The sequence below is a fragment of the Chitinophaga sp. W3I9 genome, from assembly GCF_050434025.1.
In the GTDB taxonomy this organism is placed as follows: domain Bacteria; phylum Bacteroidota; class Bacteroidia; order Chitinophagales; family Chitinophagaceae; genus Chitinophaga.
On record NZ_JBNPWC010000001.1, the window covers coordinates 482920 to 499481 of the forward strand.

General features: G+C 47.2%; 8 protein-coding genes. All 8 read right to left on the minus strand.

Features of this window, described 5'->3' with window-relative positions:
- Window positions 1-31: 31 nt before the first annotated feature.
- On the minus strand, window positions 32-2416 hold the full coding sequence (locus QFZ51_RS02160; RefSeq protein ID WP_429042706.1) for an ABC transporter permease: 2385 nt from the start codon (window positions 2414-2416) through the stop codon (window positions 32-34).
- A 16-nt stretch (window positions 2417-2432) separates the two neighbouring features.
- Entirely contained in the window at window positions 2433-4829 is a 2397-nt protein-coding gene (locus QFZ51_RS02165) for an ABC transporter permease (protein ID WP_429042709.1), read from the minus strand.
- A gap of 71 nt (window positions 4830-4900) precedes the next feature.
- On the minus strand, window positions 4901-7294 hold the full coding sequence (locus QFZ51_RS02170) for an ABC transporter permease (protein ID WP_429042711.1): 2394 nt from the start codon (window positions 7292-7294) through the stop codon (window positions 4901-4903).
- A 2-nt stretch (window positions 7295-7296) separates the two neighbouring features.
- Window positions 7297-9684: an ABC transporter permease gene (locus QFZ51_RS02175; RefSeq protein ID WP_429042714.1), complete on the minus strand. Its 2388-nt coding sequence runs from the start codon at window positions 9682-9684 to the stop codon at window positions 7297-7299.
- A 10-nt stretch (window positions 9685-9694) separates the two neighbouring features.
- Entirely contained in the window at window positions 9695-12052 is a 2358-nt protein-coding gene (locus QFZ51_RS02180) for an FtsX-like permease family protein (protein ID WP_429042717.1), read from the minus strand.
- Window positions 12053-12054: 2 nt separating this feature from the next.
- Entirely contained in the window at window positions 12055-14463 is a 2409-nt protein-coding gene (locus QFZ51_RS02185) for an ABC transporter permease (protein ID WP_429042719.1), read from the minus strand.
- Window positions 14464-14492: 29 nt separating this feature from the next.
- Window positions 14493-15182 carry an ABC transporter ATP-binding protein gene (locus QFZ51_RS02190; protein ID WP_079471266.1) on the minus strand — a complete coding sequence of 230 codons (690 nt, stop codon included), beginning with the start codon at window positions 15180-15182 and terminating at the stop codon, window positions 14493-14495.
- A 47-nt stretch (window positions 15183-15229) separates the two neighbouring features.
- Complete coding sequence (locus tag QFZ51_RS02195) at window positions 15230-16477, minus strand: efflux RND transporter periplasmic adaptor subunit (protein WP_429042722.1); 1248 nt, start codon at window positions 16475-16477, stop codon at window positions 15230-15232.
- Window positions 16478-16562 lie beyond the last annotated feature (85 nt).

Sequence of the window (16562 nt, forward strand, 5' to 3'; positions counted from 1 at the left end):
AAAAGTAGCTGCTCCGGTTATCCAGATTAGTTTATTCTGATCTCAGGCTTTTAACCGGGTTCATTAATGCCGCCTTCACCGACTGCAAACTCACGGTGAGCAAAGCGATTACAATGGCGATAGTGCCTGCCAGGAGAAAGGTGCCTGCATGTAAACGGGTGTGATAGGCAAAGCCCTCCAGCCATTGATGCATAGCATACCAGGCAAACGGGGAAGCAATACAAAGCGATATCAGCACCAGCTTAATAAAATCTTTCGACAGCAACGCTACCACACTGGTGGCCGAAGCGCCCAACACCTTGCGGATACCCACTTCGCGGGTACGCTGTTCTGCAGTAAACGCAGCCAGCCCCAGTAAACCAAGGCAGGAAACAAGGATAATAACAATAGAAAAGGTTGATAAAATGGTACCGGTTCTGAATTCCGATTTATATAATCCGTTAAAGTCTTCGTCCATAAAATGATATCCGAAAGGCACAGCGGGCAGGTATTCCTTCCAGATCCTTTCTATCCCTGCTATCACCTGCTGCTGGTTATCTCCTGAAGTTTTGATGAGCACTTCCCCGAACCATTCATATTCCGGGAAAACAACGATGGGTTCAATTTTGCTTTTCATGGAGGCGAAGTGGAAATCCTTCATCACCCCTTTGATGGTTCCTGCGCGGCCATTCATCACCATGCGTTTTCCAACTGCCGTTTCAGCCGTCCAGCCCAACTGCTTTATGGCGGTTTCGTTAAGCAGGAAATGATATACCCGGTCTTTATCTTCCTTTAAAATATCCTGTACATCCGCGTCGGTTAAGTTTGCACCGGCCAACAATGAAATTCCCATTGTTTGCAGGTAATCTTTCTCCACGGGGATCGCGGTAATATTCATACTGTAATCCGCCGGTTTTCCTTCCAGGTTACCAATAGTGTAGCCACCGCCCACCGATACCGGTGAGTCGTACGAGGCGCTGACGTATTTGATACCCGACTGTTGCAACAGCCTGCCCTTGAAGGCTTCCAGCATCTGCCGGTTAAAATTTTCTCCTGATAATACCAACACCTGCGACCTGTCCAGTCCTAATTTCTTTTGCTGAATATATTTTAGCTGGTTGCTCACCACCAATGTGCAGATGATAAAGAACACGGAAGCGGCAAACTGGAATACGACGAGGCTTTTACGGATGCTGCCACCTGAAGTGTGCATAACCCGTCCCTTTAATACCTGTACCGGCCGGAAGCCCGACAGGAACAAGGCCGGATAGGTACCTGCAAAAAAGGTGGTACAAAGAAAGACACCCGCCAGCCACAGGTAGATGTGATAGCTGTCCAGTCCGAGCTTCAGGGTGACGCCGGCCATATTGTTAAATACCGGCAATAATACCAACGCAATCATTATTCCCAGTACCACAGCGCAAAAGCTGATCAGCGTAGACTCGGCAATGAACTGCCAGAACAGCTGCCTGCGCACGGCGCCCAGGGCTTTCCGCACACCGATTTCACGGCCTCTTTCCGCGGAACGGGCCGTGGCGAGGTTCATAAAGTTGATACATGCAATCAGCAGCAATAGCGCGGCTATGATGGTAAGAATATAATTATAGCGGATATCCCCGCCAGCTTCTGTTGAATTAAGGGCAATAGAATGGAGATGAATTCCCGGTACGGACTCCGGCACAAAATCAAGCGTAACGCCACTCCTGGTAACACTCCCCATCTGTTCTTTTATCAGGTTCTGTAACCTCCCATGCAGCGCGCCGGCAGTGGCTTTGCCGGCCATCTGTACGTAGGTGTAATCATTGGCTGAATTCCAGGTGTCTTGCCTACCCAGCGAGGCATAACTGGCTACAAAATCAAATTTCAGGTGGGTGTTCGCAGGAGCATCTATGGCTACACCGGTTACCTGGTATTCATTTTTGTTATTAATCTTCAGTGTTTTACCTACTATATCCGTGGTGCCAAAATACTTCCTGGCCATTGTTTCAGATAGTACCACCATATTGGGCCCGCTCAAAACAGTGGCTGCATTTCCTGCTATCAGCGGGAAAGAAAACATGTTGAAAAAAGCAGGATCTGCATAAAGAAACCCCTTCTCGTTCATTACCTTGTCGCCATAAGCCACCGTAGTAGCTGAAGGATAGGCCCTGGAGATGTATTTCACCTCCGGAAAATCCTTCATCACCGGCGCCAGTCCGCTCGGGGTGAGGGCGGTGTGGGTTACTTCCTGGTCTTTCTCGCCATAGTCGAAGCGGATACGATATAATTCAGTGGCATGTGCATGGAAGTTATCGTAGGTCCATTCATTCCTTAAATACAGCGCCAGCAGTATGAAACAGGCAATGCCCGCAGACAGACCGGTGATATTGATCGCCGAATACAGTTTACGTTTCTTCAGATTTCTTAAAGCTGTTTTCAGATAATTACGCCACATCATAGGTGATATTTTAATATTAATCCCTTGTTAAACTGTTTACCGGGTTTGCCAGCGCGGCTTTCACGGATTGCAGGCTCACGGTTAAGAATGCGATACATACCGCCATCAGCCCTGCTGCCCCGAATACCCACCAGTGAATGGTGGTATGGTATTCAAAGCCTTCCAGCCATTGATGCATGAAGTACCAGGCTGCCGGGGCGGCTATTAATACGGCTACGAGTACCAGGCGAAGAAAATCTTTCGATAACAGCATCACAATTCCACTCACTGATGCGCCCAGTACTTTACGGATCCCGATTTCTTTTTTGCGGTGTGCCATCACCAGTACTGCAATAGCAAATAATCCCATGCAGGAAATGATAACGGCGAGTACCGCCCCGCTCATAAATATCTTTGAAAACCGTTGTTCCTGTGTATATAGCCGTTGTGCATTTTCATCGAGGAAAGAAGGATCACTTTCCGACAGCTCATTAATTCCCTTCCAGAGTGCAGTGATCTTTTTCAGTGATGCCACCGGGTTGGATGTTTCTACTTTAACGAAGATATAATTCAGGGGAGCGTTCATGATCATCACCAGCGGACTGATTTTCTTATGTAATGATTCAAAGTGATAATCTTTCACCATGCCGATCACGTGTAACGGCGGCTCGTCCTCGCTCATGCGGAAGCTTACGCCTATAGGATCAGTTACGCCTAATTGTTTCGCCATCAGTTCATTGATCACCACGGCGTTACTGTCTGTTCCATACTCCCGGGAGAAATCGCGGCCGGATAATATTTTCAGGTCCAGTGTTTTGGCGTAGTCGTAATCTACTGCGAGGCATTGCGTGGAAACATGGCGATCTTTATACATAAAGCCCCTGGTCCAGTTGCCGGAAGACCCGTCCTTTCCCAGCCCGAGGTTTAACATGCTGCCACTCACGCTTCTTACTTCGCTCAGCTCTGTGAGCCTGTTTTTCATGGAAGTGATATCAGACGGCGTAGCATTATCAAGCGGGATGCTGATCACCTGGGATGAGTTGTATCCTAACGGGGCCGACTGTATGAAATTAAGCTGTTGCCAGATGATGGAGGTACAGCTGATCAGCACCACTGCTACCATAAACTGTACTATAATAAGCCCGTTGCGCACCCCGCTGCTTTTACCCATACCCAGCTTGCCTTTCAGCACCTCCAGGATATTGAGTCGCGCTACTTTCCAGGCGGGATAACCACCTGCCAGTAATGTGATCACGAAGAAACCGGCAATGGCGCCGGCTAACACCCAAATATTACGGAAGATGCCCAATGCAATATGATGCCCAAACACTTGGTTGTAATAAGGCAGCAGCAGGATCATCAGGCCAAGGCTCAGTACCAGTGCAAAGCAGCACAGGAGAAAAGCTTCTGCCCAGAACTGCAGCAGCAGCTGACCATTTTGTGCACCCAGCGATTTCCGCAATCCTATTTCACCGCTGCGGGCAAAGGATCTGGCAATGGAAAGATTTATAAAATTGATAGCGGCTATACTGATGATCAGCGTAGCAAGGATGATCATCAGCCAGGGATAAAATTTATTCAGGCCACTGTAAAAAGTACTCTCTGCATTGAGGTGAAAATCTTTCAGCGGCAATCCTTTCAGGTAAAATACATTTTTAACGCCACCCGCATTCTTTTGAAGGTCTTCTATCTTCCCTTTATAATATTTGTTCACCACCACACTCATATTTTTCTCGAAAGAAGTTTTACTGACGCCAGGTTCCAACTGAACAAACAGTGGAAAATTAGAGGCGCTCCAATCGTTTTTGGTGATGTTATACTCCGGTTCATTCTCAAACCGTGTGAGTAATTCGAAGCCCATTCCAGAATTATCGGGGATATCTGCTGCTATTGCGCTTACAATGAAAGGCTGCCATTTACCGCCCAGGTTCAGTTCCACCGTTTGGCCTACCGGATCGGTATCTTTAAACAGTATGCCGGAAGCGCGTTTTGTGAGCACCACCTGGTTCAGCTGCTGCAGTGCGCTATTCTTATCTCCCTTTAGCAGTGGAAAGGTGAACATCTTCAGAAAATCCTTGTCTACCATTTGCGCACCCAGGTAATAGTGGTTGGTACCATATCTTACAGGCACGTTATACCCGGCTATAAAAGTGGTATACTTTACTCCCGGTACTTCTTTCTGCAAAGCTACTGCCAGTGGCTTCGACATACTGGCGCCTGTTTTTACCTGGCCTCCGGTATCTTCCACGCCAATCAGCTGGTATATATCTTCTCCATTTTTATGAAAATTATCGTAGGTCCATTCCCGGTATGCGGTAAGAGACAAAAGCAATGCAGCACATAATGCGGTACTCATTCCCACGATGTTAACCGCAGCAAACACTTTCTGTTTCCGCAAATTCCTCCAGGCAATTTTTAAATAGCTCTTTAACATACGGTTATATTTAAAGTGATAAAAATAAAAGCAGGGCGTGTAGACACACACTCTGATTTGCTGTTCACTTGTTATTCAATTTTTAATGCGTTTACCGGGTTCCCGACGGCGGCTTTTACGGTTTGCAGGCCGATGGCCAGTAACGCTGTTGTTACGGCGATAATGGCAGCCAATATAAACATCCAGGGTTGCAGATCGATGCGGAAAGCAAATTGCTGTAACCATTGCCGCATCAGGTACCACGCCACCGGTGAGGCAATCACTAATGCGATCACTACTAACCGGATAAATTCTTTCGACAGTAAGGTGGTAATCTGCGCCACACTGGCGCCCAATACTTTACGCACGCCAATTTCGCGTGTACGCTGCTCAGCCGAAAAGGCTGCCAGTCCCAGTAATCCCAGTGCCGATATCAGCACGGTGAGTACCGTAAACCAGCCAAAGATCCCGGCCAGCCGGTCTTCCGCAGTATACAACCTGCCAAATGCTTCATCCAGGAAGGTATATTCAAAAGGTTCCTGCATATCATACGCAGCATATATCTTTTGTATTTTCGCCATCAGGGCAGGCATATTCTGTTTTGGCGCCACTTTTACAAACATGCATCCTGGGCTGTTAGCGCCCCATAAAGCGGTATTATCCTTCTCCACATTTATGCCCAGCGGGGTGATGGCTGAATGCAATGATTTATAGTGAAAGTTTTTTACTACGCCAATCACCTCTACCTTCTTATCTCCTAAATTTATATACTTCCCCAACGGATATCCCGAAAAACCAAAGCTTTCCACGGCAGATTCATTCAGCACTATTTTATCCGGCATGCCCAGCTGTGTGGAATCTGCCGGCGGAAATTTCCATTGCAGTCCTGTTAACCCAAACAGGGAATGATCCATGCTGAGCATAGACAACGCCATTGGCGGACGGTTACCTTCTCCCATCACAAACCACATATCGTAACCGCCATACAACGGATAACGGGCTGTAGCCGTTTGCTGCACACCATTCAAAGCAGCCACCTGCTGCCGGTAAGCCTGGTAGTGATTCCCCATAGAGCCCTGAAATGGCAGCATTACCACGTTCTCTTTATTGATGCCGGTTGCAGCATGACGGAAGAAATACAGCTGCCGGTTAATAACAATGCTGCAAATGATGAGCACTGCTGCGGTTCCAAACTGCAATACCGTTAATACTTTCCTTACGGAGGCGCCGCCGCTTACGCGACTCATCTTCCCCGACAAAATGTAAACAGGATTATAACGGGAAAGAACAAACGAAGGATAACTGCCTGCCAGTAAAATAGTGATCAGCAATAACAGCACATAAATCATGAGTACTACCGGGTGGTAAAGAAAGCTTACATCCACCTTCAGCTGCAGCAGGTTGAAGAACCAGGGGCGTAATAACTGGCACAACAACAGCGCCAGGCAAAATGCCAGGAAAGCATAGAGGGCCGATTCTACATAAAATTGTTTGGCAATGCTTTTATGATCGGCGCCCAGCGATTTCCGCACCCCTATTTCACGGGCGCGCATCGTTGCCCGGGCGGTGGAAAGACTCATATAGTTAATCAATGCCATCAGCAGGATCAGCGCTGCTACCAGGGGAAACAACTTCAGATATCGAAGATTAAACCCCGGGCTGAAATTAGCATCAGTATGCATCCGGGTGATGGGTACCATCACCGCTCTCCCCTGATCCAACTGAGCAGCTATCAGCCGGTCGATATTTTGTACTACGGCGGCTGCGTGAGCGGGATCATCCAGCTTTAGGAACACTTTAAAAAAGACGCCGGCAAATCCACGTTCGCCGGAAATAATTTCCCTCATTGATTCGATGCCGGCCATACTGGAATACGACAACAGTATATTAGCCTGGATACTGGAATTGGAAGGTGCATCGGCCATTACTCCTGATACCTGGAAAATGTACTTGCCATTATATCGCAGCTGTTTTCCTATTACATCTGTACTTCCAAAATATTTCCTGGCAATGGAAGCCGAAATTACCGCTGTAAAAGGCTGCTTCAATACCTCATTCTTATCACCGAACAGCAAGGGGAAAGAGAAAAAGCTGAAGTAGTTGGCGTCTGTAAACCAGGTGTCACGCTCCTCGCTTTTAATATTGGGATTGGCCACACTCTGCATGATAATGGATTCGCTGGCGAGGTTGCCCATGCGGATATAACTCTCCACGGCCGCGTTCTGTTGCTGGATAGAGGCTGCCGTTGTTGCGTTAAAACGCTCCAGCTGCATCGTATCTTTCTCCAGTTTAATCTTCTCAAACAGTGAATAAATCCTGGAACTATCTTTATGAAAACGATCATAGCTCAGCTCATGCACTACATACAACATAATCAGCATGCAGGCGCACAAACCCGCTGCCAGCCCACCGATATTGATGAAGCTGTACAGCTTTCTTTTTGCAAGATTGCGCCAGGCAAGTTTTATGTAGTTGAATAGCAGCATAGTCAATCATTTCTCAGGTTATCTGCCGGATTCACTTCAATAGCTCTCCAGGTTTGTGAAAAAATGGTAATCAGTGCCAGGAATACCAGGAACAGGAAACTTCCCAGCATTGCCAAAATGCCCGTGCTTACCCGGTAAGCAAATATCTGCAGGAAAAGCAGGCTGCCTATATATCCCAGTGGCAGGGCAATACAGCCTGCTATGACGATTAATTTTATATAGCTTTTAGACAACAGCATTAATAGCCCCGCTGCACTGGCGCCCAGTACTTTGCGGATAGCAATTTCCTTTCTGCGGGTAAAAGAGGTGTAGGCTACAATGCCCAGCAACCCTAATGCAGCTATCAAGGTGGTAATGAATACCAGGAAACCCAGCATGGAAATTACTTCTCTCCCATTCCGGCTTCGGAGTTGTTCATCCATCCATTCCGACGTGAATACTTCTCCGGGATGCATGGCTGTCCATACTTTTTTTACGTCCGCTACCTGCTGCTCTTTATCTCCTTTCAGCATCGCTAATTGCAGCTGACGGAATTCGTTGGGAGCAAAACGGATCGCCATCGGGCGGATATTTACTTCTATCGGCTGGAAGTTGAAATCTTTCACTACACCAACAATGCTTACGGGAAGGGAATCCGACAGGAACAGTGTTCTTCCGATAGCATCTGCCGGTGATTTTATACCCATTATACTAACCGCCTTTTCGTTGACGATAATATATTGTTCTTTTTCAGCAGAAGCGGATTCAGGGAAAGTAGTGCCCGCCAATAGTTTCAGGTGCATTACTTTGAGGAAGTCCGCATCTCCGGCATAATAGCCAAACTCCATCCTGTCTTTGCTGTCGCCGGTACGGATAACGCAGAAGTTACAATGTCTTGGCATGCCTAATGTTCCGGAGCTGGCTGTTGCCGTTGTCACTTCCTTCAATTGCATCATGCGTTCCTTCATCCGTTGAAAGTCCACATCTGCCAGCGGAACATTGAGGATATCTTCACGGTAGAAGCCCATGTCCTTAATGGCTTTGTAATGGAACTGACGATAAACGGTGACCAGGAAGATGATCGCAGTTAACGATAAGGAAAACTGGATGACGATAAGTGTTTTCCGCAATCCCAATCCGCCAAAAAGTTTAATGTCGATAAGGTTCTTTAACACCTTAGCCGGCTGAAAGGCGGATAAAGCCCATGCCGGGATAGCCCCGGCTACTATGCCAATAACGATGCTAAATAACAGGAACAACAGGAGCAGCCTGGGTTCGAGGAGGTTGTTATCAGGAACAGGTAATCCGCTGAAATGAGTGGACTGCATCAGCATCAGCAGTAAAACCGCCATGATCAGCGACAATATGCACATGATCACAGATTCTGTAATAAACTGTAGGAATATCTGCCAGCGCTGGGCACCGTTTACCTTTCGCACGCCTACTTCTTTAGCCCGCTGCAGGGAACGTACAATAGATAAATTGGTATAGTTAAAGCAGGCGCAGATAATCAGTCCCAGCGCTACGCCTATTTCCGCGAGTAATTTGCCCCAGGGCGGTGTACCGCCGATATCGTCCATCAGCTCCTGCGACGGTGTGATTTTGCCGAGTGCCTGTGGTTCGAAAGCCATGCTGCCCTGCCCTTTCTGCACCAGCCCGTCGTAGCGATGGGCCTGGTCCTTCAGCGCCGACTCCAGGGCGGATACCTTTTCGCCGCGGCGCAGCACCACATAGGTGTAGCTGCTCTGTACCTGGTCCCAGTTATTCAGCTTATCCGGCAATACTTTGCTTTGTTCCAGTAAAGGCACGGACGACATTGCCGCAAAGGCTTCGTAATCGATATGGGATTTGGAGGGAGCAGGTTCCATTACGCCACTAACGATAAAGCTGCCAAAGCGATCGAACAGGATTACCTTTCCCATTGGATCAGTGGTCCCAAAAAACCGTTGGGCGGTTTCTGCGGTAAGCACAATGCTGTTGGGCGTAAGCAGGGCGGTGCGGGGATTGCCCGCAGCCAGTTTAAAGCCAAACACCTCAAAAAAGGAAGGCGTAGCAAATGCACCATAGATATGGATCTTCTTCTTATCTATTTTCCCGTCTCCATTTAAAGCACCATATAAGGTGGCCTCATTTTCAACGGCAGCATAATTATTTTTTAATGCCGCTCCCATTGGTAATGGCACACTGGCCATATGATATTTTCTGCCATCCGGCGTTTGTGCATGGGTAGTGATTCTCCAGGTACGCGAAGCAGCAGGATGAAAATTATCATAACTGAAATTTTCCCTGACAGATATCAATACGATCAAGCATACTGTCATGCTCACAGCCAGCCCGGCGATGTTGATAAAGGTAAACAACCTTTGCCGCTGCAGATTTCTGAATGTTATGACGATATAACGCTTAAACATATACGTTAAATTATTCGGCTTTTAAAGACTTTACAGGGTTGGCCATGGCGGCTTTCACCGACTGGAAACTCACAGTTGCCAGGGCTATCACCACTGCCAGTAAGCCAGCAATGATAAAGATCCAGGCAGATAAATTTGTATGATATGCAAATCCGGATAACCAGTTATTCATCATGTACCAGCTGATAGGCGTGGCCAGTAAGATACCAATGATCACCAGGGTCAGGAATTCTTTTGAAAGCAAACGGGTAACGTTCATTACGGAAGCACCTAATACTTTCCGGATACCAATTTCCTTCCTGCGCTGTTCCGCAGTAAAAACAGATAGTCCGAACAGCCCCAGGCAGGAAATCATTACCGCTACTACCGCAAATACCTGCGCCAGTTTACGTAGCATCGTTTCCGACCTGTACATGTTATCAAAAGTTTCATCGAGGAAGTGATAGGCTACCGGGTAGCCGGCATTCAGCGTAGTGAATACTTTTTCCACTGCGGCCACCTGGCTGGAAACTTCTCCTTTTGCCAGGCGGATCATCATGTAATTATTATCTTTCGGCTCCAGCATCATCACCATCGACGAAATATTTTCCCTCATAGAGGCAAAATGATAATCTTTTACCACGCCGATGATGGTGCCTTTCCCCTTCCAGAAACTGATTTGTTTTCCTACAGGGTCCTTCATTCCCATTACACGGGCGGCGGTTTCATTGATGATATAGGCAGCGGAGTCCGAAGCAAAGTCCCGGGAGAAATCACGGCCTTCCTTCATCGTCATTCCCATGGTGGAAACATAGTCGTATCCTACCTGCTGCGGCGCGGTATTTACAATCAGCTTATCCGGCTTCCCTTCCCAGCTCAGGTCGGCACTTGAGCCGCCAATAGACAATGGCAGGAAACTGTTGTAGGTAAATGACTTCACCTGCGGCAGCTGCGACATTGATTGCTCAATCGCCTGTTGGTTTGCGGCAAAGCCTTCGCCCAATTCCACATACATTACATTTTCCTTGTCAACCCCCAGGTTACGGTGGTAGATGTACTGCATCTGGTTGTAGATCACTACGCTGCTCACAATAAAAATGAAAGAGAGCACAAACTGCAATACCACCAGGTTTTTCCGGAACAGGGAAGCTCCGCTCCCGCTGCTCAAATCACCTTTCAATACCTTCACCGGGAGGAAACGCGATAACACAAAAGCAGGATAGCTGCCTGCCAGCAAGCCAGTGATCAATATTACACCTAACAGCCCCACCAGGTACTTAACAGTAACAGACAGCGTAAACGTAATATGCTTGCCGGTAAAATTATTGAATACCGGCATCAGTAAGTACACCACTACTGCTGCGGCAACAGCCGCTATAGCGCACATCAGGATTGCTTCGCCGGTAAACTGCAACATCAGCGAAAGCCTGGAAGCGCCCATCGATTTACGCACGCCTACTTCACGGGCTCTTTTAGATGCCTGTGCAGTGGAAAGGTTCATGAAATTGATACAGGCAATGGCCAGTACAATAAGCGCCGTGATGAAAAACAAACGTACATATTCAATTCTTCCACCGGCTACTTTTCCATTTTCATATTTTTCATGCAGATAGGTATCTTCAAAAGGTTGCAGCCATACTTCATTCTTATTACCAGGGTTGAGTTTAGCGTAATGTTGCTGCATCTTTGCGGTGAGGCGGGGAATATCTGTTCCGGCTTTCACCACCATGTAATTAGAAATACTGTAGCTGCCCGGCCTCAACAGCCAGGGATCCTGCTTCAGGGAAAGCGCAAAGGGCAGTATAAAGTCGAACTGAATGGACGATGCAGCGGGCACATCTTTCACGATAGCTGTTACCTGCAGCGCTTTGTTCTTTTCCACGTTAATGATCTTTCCTACAAGATCGGTGGTACCGTAATATTTTTTTGCAAATGATTCCGTCAGTACAATAGATTCCGGCTGCGTCAATGCGGTATGCTTATCTCCTGCTACTACCGGGAAGTCCATCTCTTCCAGCAGGTTAGAGGTAGCGAATATGTAATTTTTTTCCAGCGCGGATCGCTGCGCTGTTTTAAACAGCAGATTGCTGTTGGTCACCCGGACTTTCACATTCGCCATGATCTCCGGGAAATTACTTTTCAGATCATCCGCCAGTACAGTTGGTGTGACAGTCATGGTGCGTATACCGCCCCAGTCCACATTCGCCTGCAGCCGGTAAATATTCTTGCCATTTGAATGGAACTTATCAATACTATATTCGTCTAAAACCCAGCAGAGGATAAACATGCACACCGCCATGCCAAAGGCCAATCCTGCAATATTCACAGCAGCGAAAAACTGGCTTCTTTTCAGATTCCTCCAGGCAATTTGGAAATAGTTTTTAATCATGTTTATTCGGATCTAAGTGATTTAACCGGGTTCATTAACGCCGCTTTTATGGATTGCAAACTAACGGTACACAATGCAATCAGCACCACCATTCCAGCGGTGAGTAAAAACACCCACCATTCCACGTGCACCCTGAAAGCAAAGTTTTGCAGCCATTTTTCCATTCCGTACCAGGCTATGGGAGAAGCGATACAGATCCCTATCAAAACCAGTTTGAGAAAGTCTTTAGATAACAACAGTGAAATATTGGCAATAGAAGCACCCAGCACTTTGCGGATACCGATTTCTTTTGTACGCTGCCGGGAAATGAGCATAGACAATCCCAGGAGGCCCATACAGGCTATAAAGATGGCGAGGCCGGAGAAGATACCGAATAATTTGCCCAGTGTACGTTCAGATGCATACTGTGCCTGTATATCATCTTCCACAAAAGTGAAATTAAATGGCACATCGGGAATCATACTGTTCCATGCGGCTTCCACACGTTTTAATATAGTCTTTTGATCGCCTGCTGCAAGCCGCAGGGTAATGATCGCTACTTCATCCTGCCTTACCAGGTAAACGATAGGCTCTACCGGCATTTGCAGGGAGCGGAGATTGAAATCTTCTACCACTCCTATAATGGTACCATGTCTTTCCATATACCCGGGTCGCCACTCAATCCGTTTGCCTACTGCATCATCCTTAAAGCCTAACTGTCGTGCAGCGGCCTGGTTAACGATATAGGCATCGGAAGAATCAGTAGCCAGCGCAGGGTCAAAATCACGTCCGGCCACCAGTTTGATGCCGGTTGTTTTGAGCAGGTCGAAATCCGATTGAATGATTCCTGCAACAAAGCCGTCTTTATCATCTCCCCCTTCACGTACTATCGGATTGTTATTAAACACACCACTGCCCATTAAAAAATTATGCATGGAAGCCTGCTGCACACCCGATTGGTTTAAGAAGGCGGATTTCAGGAAAGCAACTTTGGCGCCATCCACGCCGGAGAGGTATATATTTACGAGGTGTTCTTTATCGAATCCGAGGTTTTTTGTTTGCCAGTAGCGGAGCTGGGAAAATACCACCACCGTGGAAATGATCAATGCCACGGCTACCGCAAATTGCGCCACCACTAATCCACGGCGTACCAGCACACGGGAGCCGGAGGTAACAAAATTCCCTTTCAATACGCGTACGGGTATCAGCCCGGACAGGTAGAGCGCAGGATAGCTACCGGCCACCAGGCCCACCAATAATACCAGCAATAATAAGCCGGCATATAAAAAACTATCTGCGGAAGAAAGCAACAGCAATTGTTTGCCGGTAATAGTATTAAACAATGGCATCGCCAATCCTACCAGCAAAATAGCCAGCATAAAAGAGATAAGACTGATCACCAGTGATTCTGTAAGAAATTGCAGGATAAGGCTTTTTCTTTCAGCGCCCAGTACTTTACGCAGCCCCACTTCTTTTGCTCTTTCATGTGCCCGCGCAGTGGTGAGATTCATAAAGTTGATACAGGCAATCAGGATCAGGAAAACCGCGATAGCAATGTATAACCAGATCAACGGGGAATTATCTATTCCTTTATCGCCCTGCGGGTGCAGATGTACATGCTGAATGGGTTGTAATTCCAGCGCAAACTGTATGTTATGCTTTTTCAGTATTCGACCAATATGAGTAGATACAAAAGTGGCCAGTTCTTTGGTAAGTTTAGCAGGATCTGCGTGGTCTGCCAGCTGCACATAAGTAACATTATTGCCAAACATGAACCACTGTTTTTCCATATCGGTGCCCGCTTTTAATGCTTCTTTCAGCATGGTGGGGTACGATATGATCATGGTCATGCGGAGATCTGTATTGGATGGAAAGTCCTTAGCCACACCGGTTACCGTGCAGCTGTAACCATTGCCTACCTTTATCAGTTTTCCAATGGGCGATTCATTTCCAAAGTATTTTTTTGCAGCAGATGCAGTTAATACGATGGAGTATGGTTCTTTTAAAACGGTAGCCGGATTTCCTTCCAGCAGCGGATAATTGAAAAACCGGAAGAAAGGTTCATCGGCAAAGCCTGTATTTTCTTCCCATATTCTTTTATCTCCTGCAGTATAGAGGGTATTTCCCGGTGCGTAAATACGTACTGCTTCTTTGATGCTGCTGATATCTTTTTTCAGATTGGGGCCAACAGGAAACTGGGTAGCCGCGTCATGTTCGGTATTACCTGTGGGACGGGTAGTTTGAGTTGTAACGCGGTAGAGACGGTCCGCATTATGGTGGAACCTGTCAAAACCCAGCTCATCGCGCACATACAGCGTAATCAGTATGCAGCAGGCCATGCCTACAGCCAGCCCGGAGATATTGATCACCGTAATGAACTTATGACGCTGTAAATGACGAACAGCAATTTTGAAATAGTTCCGAAACATCATGATGTGGTTTTAGAATGGCGGAAAAAAAATCACACATGAAACTGCTCCTTGATATTCTCTGTCACCACGCGTCCATCAAACAGGTTGATAATACGGTGTGCAAACCCTGCATCATATGGGGAGTGTGTTACCATGATCAGGGTGGTGCCGGAGTTATTCAACTCCTGCAATAACTTCATTACTTCTTCCCCGTTGGTGGAGTCCAGGTTACCTGTAGGCTCATCTGCCAATATCAGGTTAGGTTTGGCCACCACGGCGCGGGCAATAGCTACTCTTTGTTGCTGACCACCGGACAGCTGCTGCGGGAAGTGGTTGCGGCGGTGCATAATATTCATGCGTTCCAGCACCTCTTCTACCTTCACCTTTCTTTCAGCGGCAGGAACTTTCAGATAAAGTAAGGGTAACTCCACGTTCTCGAAAACGGTGAGCTCATCGATCAGGTTAAAGCTCTGGAACACGAAACCAATAGAGCCTTTGCGGAGCTGTGCCCTTTGTCTTTCACTCATACGCGCTACTTCCTTATCCCAGAAGTGATACTCGCCATCGCTGGGGTTATCCAGCAAACCCAATATGTTCAGCAAAGTGGATTTGCCGCAACCGGAGGGCCCCATGATCGCCACAAATTCTCCATCCTGCACTTCCATGTTAATACCATTGAGAGCAGTGGTTTCTACCTCTTCTGTTGTAAACAGCTTCTGTAAGTTAACAGTGCGTATCATATGTGTTTTTAATTTTAAATGCTAGTTTATATAAAAAAATGGATGAACTAAAAGGATAAAACATCTTTGTTTCCGAAATTCTCATAGGAAGAAGTAATTACCTGGTCGCCTGGCTGCAGGCCCTCCAGTACTTCAAAATATAGTGGATTTTTACGGCCCAGCGAAATATTACGTTTTACTGCGCGGTTGCCGCTTTTATCTACTACGTATACCCAGTTACCACCGGTGTCGGAGAAAAATCCGCCGAGCGGTAAAAGGATAGCTTCTGCGGACTTACCCAATACAAGGCGGATAGGAGAGGATTGTCCACGGCGGATACCTTCCGGCGTATCTTTTTGAAAGGTCATATCGGCCTGGAAACGGCCGCTTTTTACTTCAGGATATACCTTTGTAACCAGCATTTCGTAAGATTTCCCATCGAATTCGAAGGTGGCTTTCAACCCGGCAAATACCTGGGAAACATAATGTTCGTCTATATCGGCGCGTAGTTTAAAACCATTCAGGTCATCGATCTGGCCAATATTCTGGCCGGCGGTGATGCTGGAACCAACTTCCACATCGATGGAAGATAGCTGCCCGGATACCGGGGCGCGGACAATCAGGCTGTTCAGGTTTTCCCGCATCAGGTCCAGGTTGCGCTGGGTTCTGGCCAGGGTGCCTTCCAGCTGGGTAATCTGCATTTTGGCATTGTCCTGCTGGTACTTCTGGGATTGCAGCTGGATATCTTTCTGACGCAGGAGTCCTTCCAGTTCAAACTTGTTTTTGTTGAATTCCTGGCGGGCCACGATCTTTTCTTCCACCAGTTGCTTGTTCCGGTCGTACAGGTCCTGTGCAGCGGCTATCTTGGCGTCAATGTCTGAAATGGTTTGCTGCATGGTAAATTCCTGCTGGCGGATGCTCAGGCGGGTATTCTGCAGTTCGTTGCGTAAACGGTAGATCTCTGTTTCATGGTTTACGAAGTCCATCATCATGTGCTGGTTGTCCAGCCGCAGGATAGAGTCGCCTTCCTTTACCATACTACCGCCATCCAGGTACTTGCGGCTTACATATCCGCCTTCAATGGCATCCAGGCGGATGGTTTTCAGGGGCATTACCACTGCGGTAACGGCAATATATACGTCAAAGGTTCCTTTCTTTACTGTAGAGATAGTGATCTTGTCTTTTTCTACATTCAGGGTGGCCCTATGATCTGCAAAAAGCAACGTGTACAACAGCAGCATTACTACTACTGCTCCGCCACCTATCATCAGGATGCGCTTTTTATTCCAAAACTTCTTTTCTAATTTTCTATCCATGTTCTTTAGCGAAAAGTTTGCTGACCGGAGAAAGTCAATCCACATGCCAAAGCTGAAAACCTTTTACCAGCAATACTTTCAAGGA

Excerpts from the sequence above, each read along its gene's own strand:
- QFZ51_RS02175 (WP_429042714.1), bottom strand. The coding sequence starts at position 9,684 with ATGTTTAAGCGTTATATCGTCATAACATTCAGAAATCTGCAGCGGCAA.
- QFZ51_RS02170 (WP_429042711.1), bottom strand. The coding sequence starts at position 7,294 with ATGCTGCTATTCAACTACATAAAACTTGCCTGGCGCAATCTTGCAAAA.
- QFZ51_RS02165 (WP_429042709.1), bottom strand. The coding sequence starts at position 4,829 with ATGTTAAAGAGCTATTTAAAAATTGCCTGGAGGAATTTGCGGAAACAG.
- QFZ51_RS02195 (WP_429042722.1), bottom strand. The coding sequence starts at position 16,477 with ATGGATAGAAAATTAGAAAAGAAGTTTTGGAATAAAAAGCGCATCCTG.
- QFZ51_RS02185 (WP_429042719.1), bottom strand. The coding sequence starts at position 14,463 with ATGATGTTTCGGAACTATTTCAAAATTGCTGTTCGTCATTTACAGCGT.
- QFZ51_RS02180 (WP_429042717.1), bottom strand. The coding sequence starts at position 12,052 with ATGATTAAAAACTATTTCCAAATTGCCTGGAGGAATCTGAAAAGAAGC.
- QFZ51_RS02160 (WP_429042706.1), bottom strand. The coding sequence starts at position 2,416 with ATGATGTGGCGTAATTATCTGAAAACAGCTTTAAGAAATCTGAAGAAA.
- QFZ51_RS02190 (WP_079471266.1), bottom strand. The coding sequence starts at position 15,182 with ATGATACGCACTGTTAACTTACAGAAGCTGTTTACAACAGAAGAGGTA.